General features: G+C 63.9%; 22 protein-coding genes. 10 read left to right on the top strand and 12 right to left on the bottom strand.

What is annotated here, in order from left to right:
* Positions 1 to 153 precede the first annotated feature (153 nt).
* Positions 154 to 381, top strand: coding sequence for a hypothetical protein (locus tag AC5JDC_RS17435; protein WP_495843123.1), 228 nt, complete (start codon positions 154 to 156; stop codon positions 379 to 381).
* A 703-nt stretch (positions 382 to 1,084) separates the two neighbouring features.
* On the opposite strand, the gene AC5JDC_RS17430 is transcribed toward AC5JDC_RS17435, so the two are convergent.
* Positions 1,085 to 1,480, bottom strand: coding sequence for a hypothetical protein (locus AC5JDC_RS17430; RefSeq protein ID WP_495843121.1), 396 nt, complete (start codon positions 1,478 to 1,480; stop codon positions 1,085 to 1,087).
* A 55-nt stretch (positions 1,481 to 1,535) separates the two neighbouring features.
* On the opposite strand from AC5JDC_RS17430, the gene AC5JDC_RS17425 reads away from it, so the two are divergent.
* Both AC5JDC_RS17425 and AC5JDC_RS17420 read left to right on the top strand, forming a co-directional pair.
* A complete protein-coding gene (locus AC5JDC_RS17425) occupies positions 1,536 to 2,216 on the top strand; it encodes a thermonuclease family protein (protein ID WP_495843119.1) in 681 nt (226 codons plus the stop codon).
* A 688-nt stretch (positions 2,217 to 2,904) separates the two neighbouring features.
* Complete coding sequence (locus tag AC5JDC_RS17420) at positions 2,905 to 3,135, top strand: hypothetical protein (protein WP_495843117.1); 231 nt, start codon at positions 2,905 to 2,907, stop codon at positions 3,133 to 3,135.
* Positions 3,136 to 3,312: 177 nt separating this feature from the next.
* Here AC5JDC_RS17420 and AC5JDC_RS17415 read toward each other — a convergent pair whose 3' ends face one another.
* Positions 3,313 to 3,654: a hypothetical protein gene (locus AC5JDC_RS17415; protein WP_495843115.1), complete on the bottom strand. Its 342-nt coding sequence runs from the start codon at positions 3,652 to 3,654 to the stop codon at positions 3,313 to 3,315.
* A gap of 205 nt (positions 3,655 to 3,859) precedes the next feature.
* Between AC5JDC_RS17415 and AC5JDC_RS17410 the strand changes: the two genes are divergently transcribed.
* The 6 genes from AC5JDC_RS17410 (at position 3,860) to AC5JDC_RS17385 (ending at position 6,345) form a co-directional block, all read left to right on the top strand.
* Positions 3,860 to 4,189, top strand: coding sequence for a hypothetical protein (locus tag AC5JDC_RS17410; protein WP_495843113.1), 330 nt, complete (start codon positions 3,860 to 3,862; stop codon positions 4,187 to 4,189).
* The gene (locus AC5JDC_RS17405) at positions 4,179 to 4,454 is read left to right on the top strand and encodes a DUF1488 family protein (RefSeq protein ID WP_495843111.1); all 276 of its coding nucleotides are present in this window, start codon (positions 4,179 to 4,181) and stop codon (positions 4,452 to 4,454) included. The genes AC5JDC_RS17410 and AC5JDC_RS17405 overlap by 11 nt, the downstream gene beginning before the upstream one ends.
* Positions 4,455 to 4,464: 10 nt before the next feature.
* Complete coding sequence (locus tag AC5JDC_RS17400) at positions 4,465 to 5,274, top strand: transglutaminase-like domain-containing protein (RefSeq protein WP_495843109.1); 810 nt, start codon at positions 4,465 to 4,467, stop codon at positions 5,272 to 5,274.
* 284 nt (positions 5,275 to 5,558) lie between these two features.
* Positions 5,559 to 5,705: a hypothetical protein gene (locus tag AC5JDC_RS17395; protein ID WP_495843107.1), complete on the top strand. Its 147-nt coding sequence runs from the start codon at positions 5,559 to 5,561 to the stop codon at positions 5,703 to 5,705.
* A 149-nt stretch (positions 5,706 to 5,854) separates the two neighbouring features.
* On the top strand, positions 5,855 to 6,031 hold the full coding sequence (locus AC5JDC_RS17390; protein ID WP_495843105.1) for a hypothetical protein: 177 nt from the start codon (positions 5,855 to 5,857) through the stop codon (positions 6,029 to 6,031).
* A 95-nt stretch (positions 6,032 to 6,126) separates the two neighbouring features.
* Positions 6,127 to 6,345 carry a hypothetical protein gene (locus tag AC5JDC_RS17385; protein WP_495843103.1) on the top strand — a complete coding sequence of 73 codons (219 nt, stop codon included), beginning with the start codon at positions 6,127 to 6,129 and terminating at the stop codon, positions 6,343 to 6,345.
* A gap of 47 nt (positions 6,346 to 6,392) precedes the next feature.
* On the opposite strand, the gene AC5JDC_RS17380 is transcribed toward AC5JDC_RS17385, so the two are convergent.
* Together AC5JDC_RS17380 and AC5JDC_RS17375 are read right to left on the bottom strand one after the other, a co-directional pair.
* Positions 6,393 to 6,758 carry a DUF1515 family protein gene (locus AC5JDC_RS17380; RefSeq protein WP_495843101.1) on the bottom strand — a complete coding sequence of 122 codons (366 nt, stop codon included), beginning with the start codon at positions 6,756 to 6,758 and terminating at the stop codon, positions 6,393 to 6,395.
* A gap of 77 nt (positions 6,759 to 6,835) precedes the next feature.
* Positions 6,836 to 7,201, bottom strand: a complete 366-nt coding sequence (locus tag AC5JDC_RS17375; protein ID WP_495843099.1) for a hypothetical protein — start codon at positions 7,199 to 7,201, stop codon at positions 6,836 to 6,838.
* Between the two features lie 132 nt (positions 7,202 to 7,333).
* Here AC5JDC_RS17375 and AC5JDC_RS17370 point away from each other — a divergent pair, with 132 nt between their 5' ends.
* Positions 7,334 to 7,564: a hypothetical protein gene (locus tag AC5JDC_RS17370; RefSeq protein WP_495843097.1), complete on the top strand. Its 231-nt coding sequence runs from the start codon at positions 7,334 to 7,336 to the stop codon at positions 7,562 to 7,564.
* Between the two features lie 20 nt (positions 7,565 to 7,584).
* Here the strand turns inward: AC5JDC_RS17370 and AC5JDC_RS17365 are convergent, their stop codons facing one another.
* The 8 genes from AC5JDC_RS17365 to AC5JDC_RS17330 are packed head-to-tail and all read right to left on the bottom strand — an operon-like array spanning position 7,585 to position 17,825.
* Entirely contained in the window at positions 7,585 to 8,295 is a 711-nt protein-coding gene (locus AC5JDC_RS17365; protein WP_495843095.1) for an NlpC/P60 family protein, read from the bottom strand.
* Between the two features lie 43 nt (positions 8,296 to 8,338).
* Positions 8,339 to 9,064, bottom strand: a complete 726-nt coding sequence (locus AC5JDC_RS17360) for a hypothetical protein (protein WP_495843093.1) — start codon at positions 9,062 to 9,064, stop codon at positions 8,339 to 8,341.
* A gap of 12 nt (positions 9,065 to 9,076) precedes the next feature.
* Positions 9,077 to 11,449: a hypothetical protein gene (locus AC5JDC_RS17355; protein ID WP_495843091.1), complete on the bottom strand. Its 2,373-nt coding sequence runs from the start codon at positions 11,447 to 11,449 to the stop codon at positions 9,077 to 9,079.
* Between the two features lie 33 nt (positions 11,450 to 11,482).
* Entirely contained in the window at positions 11,483 to 13,555 is a 2,073-nt protein-coding gene (locus AC5JDC_RS17350; protein ID WP_495843089.1) for a phage tail protein, read from the bottom strand.
* 2 nt (positions 13,556 to 13,557) lie between these two features.
* A complete protein-coding gene (locus tag AC5JDC_RS17345; RefSeq protein ID WP_495843087.1) occupies positions 13,558 to 13,971 on the bottom strand; it encodes a DUF6950 family protein in 414 nt (137 codons plus the stop codon).
* Complete coding sequence (locus AC5JDC_RS17340; RefSeq protein ID WP_495843085.1) at positions 13,953 to 14,522, bottom strand: hypothetical protein; 570 nt, start codon at positions 14,520 to 14,522, stop codon at positions 13,953 to 13,955. Before AC5JDC_RS17340 ends, AC5JDC_RS17345 begins: the two co-directional genes overlap by 19 nt.
* A 1-nt stretch (position 14,523) precedes the next feature.
* On the bottom strand, positions 14,524 to 15,225 hold the full coding sequence (locus AC5JDC_RS17335; RefSeq protein WP_495843083.1) for a hypothetical protein: 702 nt from the start codon (positions 15,223 to 15,225) through the stop codon (positions 14,524 to 14,526).
* Positions 15,225 to 17,825, bottom strand: a complete 2,601-nt coding sequence (locus AC5JDC_RS17330; RefSeq protein ID WP_495843081.1) for a tape measure protein — start codon at positions 17,823 to 17,825, stop codon at positions 15,225 to 15,227. Before AC5JDC_RS17330 ends, AC5JDC_RS17335 begins: the two co-directional genes overlap by 1 nt.
* Positions 17,826 to 17,909: the final 84 nt, after the last annotated feature.

Here is a 17,909-nt window from a genome sequence, read left to right as displayed (position 1 = left end):
TGCGATGGGCCTCACGCTCCCTGTTGGGAAGTGCATAGGCTAGGCGTGCTTATCCCGCCTTCTCGTCCCGCCACAGTTGAGATGCGCATTCGGCTCACAGACTGCGGCGGCTGAATCATCCGGTCCCTTGTGAAGGCACCATTCCGCTGTAAGATGGCGGGAAACATTCAGGGGCATGTGAAGTTCGGCGACGGCATGGATATCGTTTTCAGCGAAGCCCGCGAGCTGCGCGCACTGCTTGTCGCGCAGAGAAAATGCATGATTCGCTTGCGGGATGAGTTGGCGGCACTGAGATTGCAGGTACAAGCAGATCGCACCACCAGAGCCGCCATTTACGCCGCACGGAGCCTTGAAGTCGCTTCCATACCCGCTGCCGACTAGTGCCCAAGGCGGGCGGGTGTTGCCGGTGATCTTGGTGACTGCCGCGACAAGCGCTTCGGAAAGATCGCTCCTGCACGCCTCAATAGGAAAGATGCCGCCGCTGTCGCATTGCCATCACTCCCCTATATGCCTCCTTGAAAGCAATGGAGGTTTCCATGCAACGCGGATGGGAATTTCGTTTCGAGGATAGGGTTTACTATGTCGGGGCTCCTGATGCTGAAGCCGCCCGGTATCTGGTGTTGCAGCATCTCAGAAGCCAAGGGGACGTACGAGCGAAGGAAATACCGGAGAGTGCCATACGCTTCCTCGAATTGGCCGATGGAACACTGATTGAGGCGAGAGCGTACGATTTTAATGAGCTGCTAAATGCCAACCGGACCTGATGGCCAGGAACCGTGCCAAGAAACATGATGCCGTGCCGAACTGTCTCCGGCAGACCGGGCGCGGCAAACGTTCCGCCGACAGGAGATATACGAGGCCATTCACGGCAAGGCGAAAGCCAAGGGCGCCCATGCAGCCAATGCGGCGATGGGCAACGCTCACGACGCAAACGCAAAGATTGCGGATGCGTTCACCACCAACACGGCGAAAGTAACTGGCCAAGCCGAACGCACTGTCCAACTTCACGCCGAGCGCGGCGAGAAGATCGTGAAAACAGGAACGTGAACGCGAGTGCCGTTGGGAGGTGGCGGGCCATCTTGCCTTAGATCAGCCGATTGCGATCTTTTGTCTCGGTCGCGCGACGCCGCGTCCCGGCAGTGTCGTTGACTATGCGACGCTTGGCCTCTCGGCCCAGTTTGCTTCGTCGAGGAGCGCCGCCCTCGTCTTCCCATCGTTCAAGCGACGACTTCAACTGGAGCGCCGCTGGTGATTTCGGCACGTCAAAATCAATAGCTTGCCCAGCTGCCAGCGCTTCGCTGGCGATGGCGTCGACCAGGTCAGAATCAGATATTTCAAGATCCGGGAATACGCGCCTGATGGCGTTGAGGGCTTCCGAAACAGCAAAGGGGCGAGCGTCTCCTTGCCGCTCGTTTCTCAAGAAATTGCTGATCGCCGCCCGTACGTCGGGCGAGATTCTGTGCGCCGGATCGGCACTCATGGGATATCCTCCCTGTACCCGTTTTGACTATGAAGGGAACGACGCGGATGCTCCGATGTTCCCCTCGACCGTCGCGACCTCGCCGGTGCGACGGCGAAGGGCGCATGATGCGCCTTTGATTGAACATACGGATGAAATCCGAAATCTACCATGCTATCGAGCCTATGCGGCCATCGGCCGCCGCGACCGGCGCGAGCTTGCCCCCCAGGACTACTACCGCGCCGGTCGCGCTTTACTCAAGCTTTCCCAATGGGTCGAATTGAAGATTCTCCTGCTCGCGACCTTGATCGCGGCCACTCTGGGAGCGGCCGGAGAGCTCATTGGTCGCGCCGCAGTCATCGACGGCGACACGATCGAAATCCAGGGACGGCGCATCCGCTTCAGCGGCATCGACGCGCCGGAGACATGGCAAACCTGCTTCGACCGCTCAGGCGCCGAATATCCATGTGGGCAGGCTGCGGCCGAGGCGCTGAGCGGCTTTCTCGCGGAGTCACAGCCGACGCGGTGCCGGCAAGTGGATGTTGACCATGCCGGGCTCATTGTGGCCGATTGTTTCCGCGCAGATCGAAGGAGCGTGTCGGCCTGGATGGTACACCAGGGCCAGGCGCTCGATTGGCCGCAACACAGCAACTACCGCTATGCCGGCGACGAGGCTATGGCGCGCATTGCTGGTCGGGGCCTCTGGCAGGGTGCCTTCCTGGAGCCATGGGAAGCAAGACGAGCGCTGGGTGAATAGGTCGCGTTATCGCCGGTTCCACAATTAGAGAAACCTAGTGAAGGCCCACACACATTGCCGCGCATGGCAAACGCGAGCGGCCGCCGTAGGTCCACTTAAAGTGCGCTTCCCAGGACCGGCAATAAGGGAGCGGACGCCGCATTCCGCACATTGAAGCCCCGGCTACGCGGGTAGCCGGGCGCGGGGCTGATAGTGGGTAAGCCTGCCGTTTAAGATCACGCCATCATTGAGTGGTCGCGGGCTGCGCCGGCGGTTCCGTGGTTGCTGGTGGCGTGGCGGTTTCCGTAGGTGCCTCGGCGCGAGGCCACACAAAATAGCCGATGACAAGAATGATTACTACAACGGCCGCGATAATCCAGTTTCGCTGATTCATTTTGATATTCCTCACTGCGCCCCCGCTCGCGAGGATGACATGGTGAGAAACAAAGAAAAAGCCTCGCCAGCAATTGACCCGACGGACGGCTCTGCATTCCATTTGCCGCGCAAGCCACCACCTGGGTCACAGGCGACGCCCGCCGCGTTGAGGGAGGCGCGACGGGCTTACTCGACCCTATGGGGCACACAATTTAGGGCCTAGTTCTGTAGAACCGACCGAGTGCGCAATTGTTCCTTTCCTTCTACCGTGACGCCGGTCGAGCATGCGCCCAGGCCGCAGGGAACCTGTCGCAGGCTCTGATGTTTGGAGCACATGGCAAACGCGAGCACAGTACCGGAGCCGACCACTGAGCAAATGCTAGCTGCCTGCGAAGCAGTGGCAGAGCGCCTGCGCGACTGCATTGTCGGCATCGAAACCGGACATTTCGATTTCGAGGAGCGCGGCGTGACGGTCCCCGACCGCGAAGCCTATGTCCAAGAGGCGCGTATTCGGCTCGACCGCCTGGAGAGATACATGGATGGTTTGAGGGATGCGAGGCACTAAGCCGTCATCTCGGGAGTTGCACTTTGACCGAGCAGCAGAAACAGCCTTCTAAGACCGGCAAGGGGCAACGTGCTCACATCTTCAAGTGCTTTACCACGAGCAGCCGCAGCACGCCCCTATCAACTGCGAGGAGTTGTTCTCAGAGGACGCTGCCGTTCCTGATCGTCCTGCGGAGGCTTAATGCCAGCGACGATGGCGGTGATCGGAACTCTGCCCGACTGCCCAACCGATCACAAAGCCTATAGCACCGAAGAGAAGCGCGGTTGTAGAGAAGGTGACCGGATTCTCCTGAACCACCCCTGACACCTCCTGCGCGCGCGACTTAAGCACTGAAGCTGCACGACTGGCGCGATCGGAGGCGTTTTCGACCCAGCCGGACGCCTGCTCGGCCGCTTCTTCCGCTTGGGCAGCGAGCGTTCGCTTCATCGAGGTGACCTCACGTCGCAAGTGAGCGACCTGTTTTTCAAGAGCTTCCTGTGTCTCACGCTGCGTCATCCGCGCGGAACCTTCGTCGGCCATTGATGCCTCCATTGGTGAGATCACTGAACGGCAACGGATTGGAGATGGTTCCCGCCGAGGGAGCTGTCATAGATCGCTCACCTTCCGCCTATTCGCCTCGCTATCTCGGTTGGATGCTGATAGGGTCTTTTTGTTGGTGGGCATTTCAAGGGCGCTGCTAACGAGGGTGGGTATCGAGCCTTGGCCCCGACCGAAGGAGGACGCTATGTCTTCCACCTATTTTGATTCTCAAGACATGACGATGATCGACCGGCTGTTGTCGGAGGTATCGCCACGTGGCGTTGCTCGAAACACGGCAATCGTAACGGCTCAAGCGCGTTTGCTCGTCACTGCGTTCGAAGCCGGCATAGATAGCGAAGAAGCGCTGCGCCAGCTGCTTTGTGATCACATCGGGCTGAACGAAATGCTCGTTTTCTCCCGAGGGCGATGGGAAAAAGAAGCACTCGCCTCCATACACCGAGAGGAACACATGCACCCGTCGCCGGAAGAGGAATTCAATTGCAAACAGCCAGAGCAGATCGACGATGACCCTTGAATTCCTGAACCCCAGCCGCAGCTTCGACGAAGTGCGCCACGCCATTCGTTTTATCGGACACGACGGCATGTTCGAAGTGCCGTTCTTCGTCGAAGTGGAGGCGCTCGCCAAGTCCTCTGCCGGATTGCGCAGCATGGAGTTGTCGGAGGAGATGTATCTTTCGACCTTCGATTCAGCGCGCAGGTCGATCGAAGATGTCGCACGCGAGGCCTACTCCCATCGCCGCCAAACCTCCTATACGCTTACCGCCGCCGATTTCCGTTAGACGGTTCCGAATGCTGATCCGCTATGGCTATGAGATTACGCTGACCTGCCAGCAGCCGACAGCGTTGGTTTGCCTGCTGTCGGTGCATGATGATCGCGCGGCCGACATCAGGGTTCCGGAGACGACGTTCACCACCCCCGACGTTCCGGTATCGACCTACCGCGATCTCTTCGGCAACAAATGCCGGCGGCTGGTCGCGCCTGCGGGCGACCTCACGATGTGGGGCGACGCGACGATCGAGGATGACGGCAAGCTTGACCGAGTGCTGCCTGAAGCTCGGGAGCTCGCTGTGCCGGAACTGCCTGACGGCTGCTTGGTGTATCTAATGGGTAGTCGCTACTGCGAGACGGATCGTCTGAGCCAGATTGCCTGGGACCTGTTCGGCTCGATCCCGCCCGGCTGGGGCCGCGTTCAGGCTATTTGCGACTTCGTCCATAGCCACATCCACTTCGACTACATGCAGGCCCGCGCGACGCGGACGGCTTTCGAGACATTCAACGAGCGCGTGGGGGTCTGTCGCGACTTCGCCCACCTGGCGGTGACGTTCTGCCGCTGCCTCAATATACCCGCCCGTTACGTTAACGGTCATCTTGGCGACATCGGCGTTCCGGTGGTCGATCCGATGGACTTCAGCGCCTGGATGGAGGTGTTTCTCGACGGTGAATGGCATACGTTCGATCCGCGCAACAATGTGCCTCGGATCGGCAGGATCGTGGTCTCGCGTGGCCGCGACGCCACCGACATACCGCTTATCAATTCCTTCGGCCCGCACGTGCTGAAAGCGTTTCGCGTCTGGACTTACGAGGTTCCGAGCCAGTAGTGTGGCGCACCCGGAATGGCCGAGCGGACCTCAATGGCCGACATGAGGCGCGTTGCCGCCGAAGCTCGTTCACTCGGTGAAGTAGATCATCTGACGGCTGCTCCGGTCGCCGGCGAAATCTACGCGAAACCAGCAGTCGGCACCCGCTGCCGCTTATGATGGCGGCGCTTACACGTCTAGCTATGACCGCTTCCCACCCAAGCCGGACAGGACCGACGATCTGGATGGCTGAAACGCAAAAAAAGCCCCGCCGGCCGAAGCCCACGGGGCTAGTGGAGTGAAAGATGTCGAAGATCACTGACCGGGCGGCGGAGATTCGGAGCATCGTCGCGAAGCGCTGCCGACGTGGCAGTGTGGCGGGCGGTTGCGTGCTGTTCGCAAAGCTTGATCCCGGGCTTGCGCCGACCAATGTTGATTTCGTGGTTATCTGAAAGAACCGGAGATCGCGGGAGAGACCAGAGGTCCGCTGGTGCTGATCGAAGTTTCTCTCTAGGTTGAGAAGCATCGGACGCAAGTTCGCACAAGGCGTGTCCGGCTGAGAGCACCGCAATGCTCCCGCCTTAGAAACGGGAGCACGATCTTGCCAGAAAACAACTCATCTCCGACGGCCGCGCAACTGCAGTCAGCCAAAGCGCTGGCGAGCGAGACGGGTATATCGGAACGGCAAGCGCTCGAACTCGTGGAACTGCTGGGCGTCAACAATCCTTCTCTGGCTTTTCATGCTCGCGAGTTGAAGCGCGGTGGCGAGATCGTGTAAAGCCTCACAAACGTGATAGCGTTCGCGCCCCGCCCTTCACTCTCTTTGTTAGCGCGCAGAGCGGTTGCAAACGACCCGATGAAGGCGCATGCCAGATGTCTGACGATTTTCTCAACCACAAGCTTGAGTGCCCGTTCTGCCTGACGATCAGACTGCGGATACCGGCTAACGCCGGTCCAGAGACGCAGATATTTTGCTCCGACTGCGGCGAGTACCTTGGAACATGGGATGACCTGCAGACGGACTTCGAGTGGCAGGGCGGTCAGAACGGCGTTTTCCGGATCGACAATGGGCGCATCAAGCGCCTCGACTAGATTCCAGGGATGAAAATCCGAGCCATGCCACTTTGCCGAGCATGGGATCAGGAGCCGACGATCACTCTCACGATCTTCGACCAGTATGCCGTGACGATGGACGCGATGGCCGCGGCCGCGATGCCGGTAACCCCGAGCGCGCCGATGCCCATCAGCTTCCAGCGTTTCACGTCGTCCGTAACCGGCTTCATGTCAGCGATGTCATCCTTCACGTCGGTGACGTCTCCCTTGACGATCGCTAGGTCCACCTTGACGCCCGAGAGCTCGCTGACTAGGTCGTCCATGCGTCGGTGGACGCCGGTGCGGTGGCTATTGGCGCGAGATTCCGATGTCTGGAAGTCGCGCCGGAGACCGGCCATCTCCGCCCTCAGGCTTCCGATCGCCTCGGAGATGTCATCGAGCTTCGTGGTCATCCGCCTCTACCCCAGCCAGGTCAGAAACAGGACGGGCGCCATGATCAGCAGCGCCCATCCGGCGATTTCCCAGGGCGTCATGCACCCAGCGGCTTTTTCTGGAACCAGCGGCCATAGAGCGTGATCAGCGCCCCGATCACCGGGCCGGCCGCCGGTGCGAACTCCGCCGGAGTGGGGACCGTACCGTCGAGGAAGTCGTAGCCCAGCGCATAGCCGCCGGTGATCAGGGTTATGGCCGCGCCGATCGTGACGGTCGACTGGTACCAGGGCTCCTGGTTGGTCTGGTTGACGACGACGGCGGAGACTTCCCTGGTCACCTTGTCGGCGATCTCTCCGGCTTCCGCCCAATCCAGCGGCGGCGCCATCTTGCTCACGGCCTGCTTGGCTGCCTCGGCAATCGCCGGCCTGAGTGTGGCTGCAATGGCGTCGATCTTCGTTATCATGGGTATGACTCCTCTGGGTTGAAAGAACAGGCGCGGCGAGGCCCGGCGAGACGCACGTGTCGCACTGGGGTCACATCGACTTGCCAAGAGGTTCCCGGCGCAGCGGGCACGCATCGAGGAAGGATTTACGGAATGTGGATCAGGCTGAATTCCTACAAGGAGAACAACCCGCTGCTCGTCTCGGGCGAGCTGGTGACGCATATCGCTGCGCGCCTAGGGGGCGGATCGACCCTCTACTTCGCCTTGGCTACAACGGACGGCAAGAAGGGCGAGACCAAGCAGAGGGCGCTGGCGGTGCGGGAATCGATCGACGAGATCGCCAGACAGCTCAACGGCGCCACCCCCAATATCCGGGCTGCCTGACATCTGGCGAACGCCGTCATTCAGGCTTCGTTGGTGGAGATGGTCGCGTCCAGCTCGCGGCGCTGCAGTGCCTCGGTCGGCAGCGGATAGGTGGCCGGCCAGCGCAGCGGGCCGGAGAGCCGGTTCTTGGCGATCTTGGTGATAGTGATGGCATTCGACTGGTTGCCGCCGAGCACATGGAAATAGCTCGCGTCGTGGCCCACGATCATGCCGATGTGGCCACCGCCCGGCCGAACGAATGGCGCAATCGCGCCAAGCCCTACGATGTCGATCGGCCGGCCGAACGCCTTCCAGCTGAGCGCCCAGTAAGGGTTGCCGGGCAGCGGCTCGTCCGGCAGCGTGACTGCGATCACCGTCTCAATGAAGTCGCCGCACCACGGCAGCTTGGCCGGGTCGCCCAGCGTGTTGCCGTCGCTCTTCAGCCAGTCGCGCAGTGTCTTGTTGTTGGTCTTTTCGTGCAGACCGATCTTGCGCCGCGCCAGCGCCACCCAGGGCGGCACGATCTCGTCAGCCGACACGCCCGGCTCTGGCGCCGCCTCGCCGCTCAGTCCGAGCGCCGCCAGCGTGATCGGCCCGATCGTGCCTGGCCATTTGACGTGCAGCTTGCGGTCCGCCTGGAACTTGCGGATCGCCGCGATCGTCATGCGTCCGAGGATACCGTCGGCACCGTAAGGCGCAAGGTCATAGCCGCGCGCCAGCAGCGCGCGCTGGACGTCCAGCACGGTTGTCATGTTCCGATTTCCTTGTGAATGGGCGCGGTTGCCCGGTTTGGCGCTACGCCACCACCACGCCGTCACGCGCGGCATGCAGCGCCATCTGCGCCCAATGCGCTGCGCGTTCAGCCGGGCTCAGCACCCGGTTCCACAGGGCGAAGGAATAAAAGCCCTGGTCGCCCTGATAGGTGACAACGTTCGCTGACAGGATGCTCATCGGCAAGGCGCCGGGAGCACGAGCGGCCGTGAACGTGTCGGTCGCGGTCGCGGAATCGGTTTCGTTGATCGCGGTGAGGGTGGTTGCGGAGCACGTCCACGTGTACCGCTTCAGCGTGGTGGGACTGGACGGCGTGAGGATGGCATCCTGCGCCACACCTCCCGCCTGGTAGGCGCGGCAGCGCAGCGTCGTTGCAGAGTTCCAGCTGATCAGCAGGCCGAGGTTAAGCGCGCCACCAAACGACGCGCAGACAACTCCCCGGTTCGCGTCATCAACGTTTGTGTCGTCCTGCTTGAGGATGGCGCAGATTGTGAACTCCTCCGGCTCAAGAACACCAGCCTTGAGATAGTTCACCCCTCCGGAGCCTGTGATGTACGTGGCTCCGACAGTTGGCGAGCCGACCACCGCCAGCTTGTCGCCGGTTGCGAAGTTGCGGCGGGCCCGCTCGATGTCGGACAGCCCCGCCAGCTGCCAGATCAGCAGGCCGTCGGGGACTGCGCTGTCGACCTGTGTGGCATAGGGGAAAGCGTCGGCGTCCTTGTAGACCCACTTGGGTAGACCAAGACCCATGGTCGTCGCTCCTTATTCAGTGATTTCGGTGAGGGTGAAGACTTCGATCGCCGCGTAATTCGGCAGCGGGTAGGGCTGGTTGATGTAGTCGGCCAGTTCGGCTTGAGCCTCGTTGTTCACAAGGATTTCACCGGCCGTCATGTTGGCCGGGTTCGGGTCGAAAGCCGCGAAGTCCTGATGGCTGTACTGGTAGGTGAAGCGCGACACCGAGGGATCGCTGTCGGCGATGTTGTGCATACCCCGCGCCGTCCCGACATGGATGACGAGCGGCACGCCGGACGCCGGGATGATGTCGAGCTCGAACACGATCGATTGCTCCATGAAGGTCATGGAGTTGACGCCGATCTCGGTAGCGCCCTGAAAGAACTGGATGCCGTTGTTCGGCATGAAGACCTTGCGGTAGCCCTGCCAGCTATGCAGGGTCCGGATCGGACCGACGGGACAGTGCCAGGACACGCAGACGTTCCGCGATCCGCTGCGCCACGTCCCCTTGACGACGTGCATGTGCTGCCAGTTGCGGCGGTGCCAGAATATCTGCTCGCAGACTTTGGCAACGTAGGCAGACAGCCATCGGGTAGCGTTCCCGTCGAGGTGAACGTTGACGGTCGTGCTGCTGAAGTCCGTCGTTGAAGGGAGCGCCGTGAAGCCGGGCGACGGGGGGACCTGGAACTTGCTCGGGACGTTGAATTTGTTGGCTACAAGCCAGACACCTTCGTCCTGGTTCTCCCGCGCGAATTCGTGCTGCGCCTGCGGAACGTCCGGCTTGCCAGCGACCGGATAAATGCCGGTCTGTACGATGAACATGGCAGGCGGAACGATCTGACCGAAAGCACTCTCGGCAGTATCGTTCATCATCGTGCGGGCCGTGCCGAGACCGGCCTTGTAGGTTGCCTTGGGCGTGCTGGCGAGACCGTCAGCGGTGCCTTGCATCGTCTTCCACGCCGCAAAACCGACCGTCTTGCCGGCGTACGTTGCCGGGATGTGCGCGGCCAACTGCGTGCTGAAGTTCTCCATCCGGAGGCGAGGCGCGAAATCCTCCGACCCGCTCGGCGAAGTGGATGTCAGCTGCGCGAGTGTCTTGCCGCCAAAGCCCTGCGTGGAGCCGATCGGCACGCGGCCGGCGAAATTGCCGGTCATCTCGTTGCGCGCCTCGTTGATCAGGCTCCAGAGCCCGTAGACCCACGATACAACCGGAGCCTCGCCGTTGTGCCCGGCGATCGGAGAGATGATCCAGTCCGTATAGTCGTAGACCGAGCCCCCGCCGTTCTTGTCGATGTCGGAGGTCGCCACCATGTCGCGGAGCTCGAACGCGCCGGTCGCGATGGTCTCTACGCCGTTTGCGTTGACCAGCGAGCCGAAGGGATAATAGGTGTCGCTCTCGTCAGCCGAGCGCGTCGAATACCCGACCATCTTCGCCGAGACCCCGAAGGACGGAACGGAAATCGTCTTGGGCAACGGCGAAGCCCCACCCTGGTCCTCGCTCTGCCCGTAGTCCATGAACAGGACATAATCCCACCACAGGCCGGCGATCTCCGGCAGCGGACGAAGAGGGACGGCGGCCGAGTAGGCAACCGCATAGGCGTCCTGCGCCTCAAAGCGGGCGGTCTCGTCGCTGCCCGAGCCGCCGCCGCTCTCGGAGGATTGCTGGGGGATAACGAAGCCGGTCGGGTCGGTCGAATAGCCGATGATGCTGTAGTCGCCCTCGACCACTGAGAACGAGGGCGCAACAACGGTGCCATTCGGCAACGTGTAGATACCGGGAGAGATAACGAAGCCGGTGGCGTCAGTTGCCCACCCGGCAAAGGACTGATCGCTGGCGGCCGGGTAGATGACGTCTTCGTGCTGCGACCAACCATCCAGGTTGGACGAGGCATCCTGTTTGCTGTCGAGTGCGGTCTGGTCCAGTTCGCTCGTCACCACCATGTTGATGGCATCCGTGCCGACATTAGGTGCGGTGGTGTTGGCGACGGTGTAGGTCTTGCCCTTGTTGACAGTGCCCTCCCTGACGAAGGCGGTCGCGCCGACCAATTCCGCACCAGTATCGGCATCCGCCGTACGCGTCATGGGCACGGCCGCGCCATTCCACGTCCAATAGCCGTTCTGCGCTCCGGCGGACTGTACAGGCAGCGCCACGCGGTCGCCAGCAGACAGGCCTACGCCGTCGATGGCGGCACCGGGCGAAGTGATGTTGATGTTGCCAGTCGCAGCAACGCGTACGGCGTCTATGACGCGCTTGCCACTGGTGGCGGCTGCCAACGCTTCGTCCAGCGCCGGCCCGATCGGCAAGATTTCGTCCTTTTTCGGGTCGTGAAAGCCCGACGACGGCACATTCGGCGTCTCGTATTTGCGCCATGCATGGCCGATCAGGTCAGTGAACTGGCCCATTTCTCTGTCGCTCCGGGATGGAAAAAATTCAGGTCAGGTGACAGTGACCGCGCCGGTCGCCGCGCTCGTCGTGCTTTCGACGCCCGAGCCGTTGCGCGACCGCAGCCAATAATAGTAGATGCCCGGCGCCAGCGCGGTGTCGGTCCATGCATCGGAATTGGAGGCCGGGCCGTATTCGGTGTGTACCAGCGTCGCCGTGCCCTCGTTGTTCACTGTGTTGCGGCGGATATTCACCGCCACGAAGTTCGGGCTGTTCGGCGAGGTCCAGGAGATCGGCGATTCCCCGACGCCGCCGGGCGCCGTCACGCCGCTCACCGGCCCCGGCGCCGTGGTGTCGGCGACGGCCGTGAGCACGATATAGGCCGTCCACTCGCCCGGCGTCCCCGCCGACCAGTGGCGCCCGCGGAAGCGGTATTGCACCCCGTCGGCGAGATAGCCGGTGCGTTTCTCCGTCTCTTCTTCGCTCGCCATCACGCTCTGCGTCGGGCCGCCGGCGACCGGCTGCCACTCGACTTCCGTGGTGAGCGATTCCGAGGCCGGCGGGTTCCAGCTCGCCAGCGCGAAGGCTGCCTGCTGCCCGCCGCTGACCGCCTCGCGCTCGATCACCACGTCGAACACCGCCGGCAGCGGAATGCCCTCATGCTCGATCTCGGGGATGATCGGCGGCGGATTGCCTTCATCGGTCGCGGCATTGAAGGCAAACAGCGTCGGCGGCACCACCATGCCCTCGACCTCGTAGGTCAGGTTGACCAGCGACAGTTTCGGCCGCCCGATGATCTCGATCACCGCCTCGTCGAGCCGTGGCGGGTAGTGCACGCGGATGAAGCGGCGGTAGGGTACCTTCTTCGCCGGCTCGTAATGCGACACCAGCCGCACCCGCGGCGCGTTGGCCCGCTTGAAGGCCAACGTCTGCAAGCGCTGCATGTGGTTGTGCCGCTGCACCGCGACATTCTCCACCGTGCGGGTGCGCTCGGTGTCGTCTTCCGGCACGTAGGGGTCGCCGACGATCGCCGCGTCGGAGGTGTTGAAGGTCGCGGCCGGATTGGTGTAGCGCCCGCGCACCGCGAGCACCGTCGAGGCGGCCCGCCGGTTGACGTCGAAACTGACGCTGATCAGGTCGTCGGCGGTGAGCCGCACGTCCGACTCGACGAACTCGCCGGCATGCACGCCGATCTTGCCCTCGGCCGTCTCGTAGATCACCAGCTCGGCCGCCTGGTCCATGATGCGGCCGACCGTCGGCGGGTCGTCGCTGGCGCGAAACCAGAAGCCGCCGTGATAGCGCGGCTCCTCCTCGCCCGCCCGGTTGGTCACCAGGGAATCGCAGACATCGGCGGCGTGGTTCCAGTCCGGCCAGTGCAGGTCGTCGAGCGCAAGCTTGAAGCCGACCGGATGGGTGATGTGCCAGGCGCGCATCAGCGCCAGGTTTTCCGAATACGCCCAACTATTGTGGTCGGCCGGATCGTGCGCCGGCTGGCGCCCGTCATAGAGCGGCGCGCCCTCGATCTCCTCGGTCAGGACGGGCATGCCGTTGGGAAAGCGCTTCTGCTGCTTTTCGACCCCGGCCGAGTGGGCGATCATCAGCGTCGTCGCCATGCCGTCGCCGCGATGATTGTTGGTCCAGATGGTCGGCAGCGCAGCCACCATCTCGGCATAGGCGGTCTCGGCATCGAGCCCGAGCCGCGAGCGGATGATGACGCGCTCGTCGAAATGCCCGGGATCGGTCACTGCCCCGGTGACCGGATCGAGCGTCGCCACCGCGTCGTGCAGGTGGTATTTGACGTGCCGGTTGATGCGGTGCCCGGCCATCGCGAAGACGTGGTAGGCGGCGTCGCCCTTCTCCTCCAGCGCCAAGTAGTCGGCCGCCTTCTTGGCGCGGCCCAGCACGAAGGCCGGCGACGGCACCGGCTGGCGCAAGCTGAACTTGCCGTCCTCCGGCTTCGGCACTTCCGGTTCCTGGGCAAGCGCCGAATTGAGGCCGTAGAGCCCGGCCGCCGTGGCGAGATAGCCGAGCCCCGTCGCCGTCGCCGAGATGGCAGCCGGCCCGAGGAAGAACACCGGACTGTTGACCACGAAGGGCAGCACCAGCGCGGCGATGAACTGCGGCATCGTCAGAAATCCCAGATCGCCAGCGGCCGCGCGGTGAAGGCGACGAAACCTTCGTCCATGCGCACCTTCCATTTGCCTTCGTGGCGGATGGCGCCCCATTGCCGGGTTGCCTCCGTCGCGCTGCCGATCACCGCCACGCAGCCCTCGCTCGGCGTCTCGGCCCGCCGCCAGCCGACGCGCACCAGGCGCTGGCCGAACGGCACCAGCCCGCCGGCCGCCGCCATCACCGCATGGCATTGCGCCTCGTCGGCATAGCTGCCGCGCAGGTCGATCGCCGGATCCTCGCTGCCCAGCGCGATCGACCAGTCGGCCAGCGCCATGCAGCAGTCGACATGGCTCCAGGCCCACGGCTTCGCGCCATACGCCTCGATCCAGTGGTCGAGCTGGCGCCCCTGAATCAGCGGAACCGCGGCCATCCGATCGTCTTGTCCTGCAGCTTCGGTACCCGCTCGGCGATGCGATCCGGCGTCGCCGACGGGTTGAGCATCGCCGATCTTGCCTTCTGGTCGGCGTCGGAGATCACCCGCCCCGAGGCGATGGCCCTCAGGTCGAAGCCGCCGACGCATTCGATCATCACCGTCGAGCTCACCGTCTCGCCGGTCACGCTGTCGTCGAAGATGATGTCGTCGACCTCGCCGGTGAACCGCGCCTCGGGCGCCCCGACCGGGTCGTCATGTTCGTTGCAGTCCTGGATCAGCACCTGCGCCGTCGAGCCGATCACGTCGCCGGCCTCGTGGTCCTGCCAGGCGAGGTCGGCGATCTCGGGCGGGATACCGGAGACGCCCATGAAGAGGCGGTTGGCCTCGCCGTTCAGCGCCGCCTCGATCGTGTCCAGTCCCTCGGTGATGGTAATGCCTTTCCATATGTCGCCGGCAAGGTCGAGATAGGGCCCGGAGCCGTCCCACAGCCGCATGGTCTTCGACGGGAAATCGAAGCGGAACAGCAGGCGTATCGACTTGACAGTCATGTCACGCCCCCGCCAGGTCGTTCCAATGGTCGACCGCCTCGACGAAGGCGACCGAGGCTTCGGAGAAGCCGCGCTTGCCCTGCGGCAGGTCCATGCCGCGGTCCTCCGCCAGCCGTACCAGGCAGGTCGGCTCGTCGCATTCCAGCGACGCGCCGACCGGGATCGTCGCCCGGATCGACGGGAACAGCGGCACCGTCCACAGATCGCCGTCGACGTCGATCGCCGGCCCCGTCTCGTAGAGCGCGTGGTTGTAGGAGAAGCGGATGCCGGAAAGGTCGTCGGCCGCCATCAGGCGGCGCAGCGTCACTACGCTGGAGCCGATCGCAGCATGCTCCGCCATCTCGATGTCGATCGCCCCCTGGCTATAGGTGGTGCCGTCGGAGAACGGCGTGCCGTCGTCATGCACGGTCCTCACCCGAGGCTCGAACCGGCCCGACGCGTAGGGCGCGGTGTCCCAGCTCTTCGCCGGCACCACGATCAGCCCGGCGCGGCCGTTAAGCCCGGTGCGCAGCGCGTTCCAGGCGCGCGCCGAGCCTGTGCCGTGCCGCACCACGATGCCGGTGAGCTCGATCGACCAGAATCCCTTGTCGGTGCGTGTCGCCCGCTCGATGCCGTTGAGCGAACGCCCGCCGCCGCGCGTGAACGGCACGGGGTTGGCGTGCGTCTCCTTCGGATTGAGCGCGCAGGTCGGCCAGTAGAGCATCAGAGCCGATAGTCCGAATTGCCGCGTTCGTTGCGGTATTTGGCGATCGCCGCCGGCGCCGAGGCGTTGGCGCGCTGCACCGCGATGTTGACGATCGTGCCCGACCGGCTGACGATCCGCTGGTCGGCGATCTCGGCCATGCGGCCGCTGTCGTCGCGCAGCATCACCGTCACCGTATCGTTGCTGCGGCCGCTTCGGCCATGACGGGCGACCGGCATGGACAGTTCAACCGGGATGCGCCGGCCGTCCGGCAGCGGCACCGCCGCTTCCGGTCCGGCCTCGCCGAAGATGGCGGCCGAGCGCGAGACCCCGCCGCGGGCAAAGCGCGGCAGCGGCAGCGGCCGTCCACGCGCGGCGATGCCGCCCTTGGCGAAGCCGAACACCGAGCCGATCAGGCTGAGCAGCCCACCGCCCGCCCCGCCCCCGCCGGGGAAGCCGAAGCCGGGCATGCTGATCATCTGCTGCGCGATCTGCATGACGATCTGCAAAAGCTCCTCGCCCTCGATCTTGCCGTCGGCCAGCGCCGTGGCGAGGCCGTTCAGCGCGGTTTGGGCGACCTGGCCGAGCCGCTCGTAGGCCTGCCCCTGTTGCTGGACCGCCGCCGTTGCCGCCTCCGTTTCCGCTTTCGCGGCGGTGCTCTGCTGGCCGATGTGCCGGAGCGCCTCCGTCGGCACCTGGAATGCGTCTGTGGCACGCCGTGCCACCACCTCGGAGGCGTTGACCCAATCCTCCTGGACCTTGTTCGACGCGTTGCCGGACAGCATCTGCAATTGCAGGATGCCCTCCTGAAACCGCACCAGGCCGGTGGCCAGGCCGACGTGTCCACCAACCTGCCCGGCGCCAAGACCGCGATCCTGGACGAGCACGTCGCCGCGCTGAATCTGGGACGGGTCGATCTTCACGCCCCAGTTCAGGAAATCGGTGGCGACGTCGCTGCCGCTGCCACTGATCCCGACTTGCGCAAGCGCACTGTTGACGAACGCCGCGCACCACGCGGTCGTGGCCGCATTCAGGTCGACGCCGCCGCGCTTCAGGAAGGCATTGATGTCACCGGCATTGGCCGTCTCGCTCTTGCCGAGCAGCAGGGCTGCGGCATCGACGGCCGTAGCGGACTGTGCCGCAATGGCCGCGGTAAGACGGTCGGCAGCCTGCTCGGCAAGGCGGGTTGCGGCGCTTTCGGCGGGCGTCTGGCCGGAGCTTGTTGCGCTGCCTCCACCGCCGATCGGGTAGTCGGCCAGTGTGATCGGTTTGACGCCTCCCGATGCCGCCGCGTCCGGCGTCGCCGCCTCGCCGCCGACCGTCGAATAGGTGGAACGCTGCAGAAGCCGCTGGTTCTCGCCGATCTGTTCGATAAGGCGCAGTTCCTCGCGCAGCTTGTCGATCTGCTTCTGGATTTCGTCCGTGAACGGCTTGGCGGCATTGGGCATGTCGGCCAGCTGCCGCTGCAACTCGCCGATGCGGTTTCGAATCTGCTCCGGACTGCGGCCCAGCGTGGTCGAGCGGTACGGCTCTGCGCCGAGGGACCTGCCGATCTGGTCGAGGCCGGAAACCTCGCCTATCTCGGCACCAAGCCCGACGATTGCGTCCGTGACCTTGTTGACGGCTCCGACGAACGCGGCAAGCGGCCCCGTAGCCGTGTTCGTGGCGATCGTTCCCACTTCGTTGATCGCGTTGACCAGCGTCGTGGAGAGGAACTCCGCCAGCTTGCTGCTGGCCCCGGTCGCCGTGTCGAAACGGCCGGCGAGATCGACGAGGACGTTCTGGAGGCGGATGAACGCCTGGCTGATGGTGGTCTCGGAGGTCTTAACCCGCTCCTCGAGCTGGCCCGCACCCGCAAGGAAGGCTCGGAAGAACGCCTCCGACGAGACCTTGCCGTCGAGCACGAGTTGACGAAGTGTCGATATGCTGCCGCCGGCTTCCCGCAGGCCGGCCGCCACGGTCTGGATGATCGCCGGGGCGCCTTCCAGCACGCTGTTGAACTCCTCCGCCCTCACGACCCCGCCGCCGAGCGCCTGGCTCAACTGGAGAAGCGCGCCGCTTGCCGACTGAGCGTTGGTGCCGCTGACCCGAAGCGCCAGGGACACCTTGTCGGTGAAGTTCAGAAGGTCCTGCTGGCTGGCCCCGATGGTCTTCTGCGCCTGTGCCAGCCGGCCATAGAGCGTCGTGAGCGACTCGATCGGCGCGGCGTTGCGCTGCGCCGACTGGAAAAGCTGGTCGTAGACCTGCTTCAGGTTCTCGCCTTCGAGCCCCGTCACCTTGAGAGAATTGCGAATACGCGCCGACGTGTCGAGAAGCTGCTGCGCCGCCTGGATGGAAAGGCCAGCGCCGAGCGCTCCGGCGAAGCCGCGTGCAAAACCGCCGAGGCTGGTTGTGGTCAAGTCGCTTTCGCGCCGCATCTCGCGGAGCTTGGCATTGACCCTTTCCATCCCCGGCAGCCCGCGCGAGCCCACGCGCGCCAGCGTGCTCTCGGCGCGGGTTCCGGCCGTCTCGATTGCCTTGAAGGACTTCTGGGCTTCGCCCCTGGACTTCGCCAGGGCTTTGTCCAGCGAGGCAAATCGTGCTTCGAAGATCGCCAGGAGCCGCTCGGCTTCTATTGCCATTGGCGAAGGTCCTCCGATGAACTTCGCGCCCGCCCGACGGCCCGTTCGAATTCTGCTTCAGTCGGAGGCTTCGGCCCGTTGTCG

Source organism: Kumtagia sp. (assembly GCF_059502445.1).
Note: the sequence above shows the minus strand (reverse complement) of the source record. Positions and strands in the feature narration are given on the sequence as shown.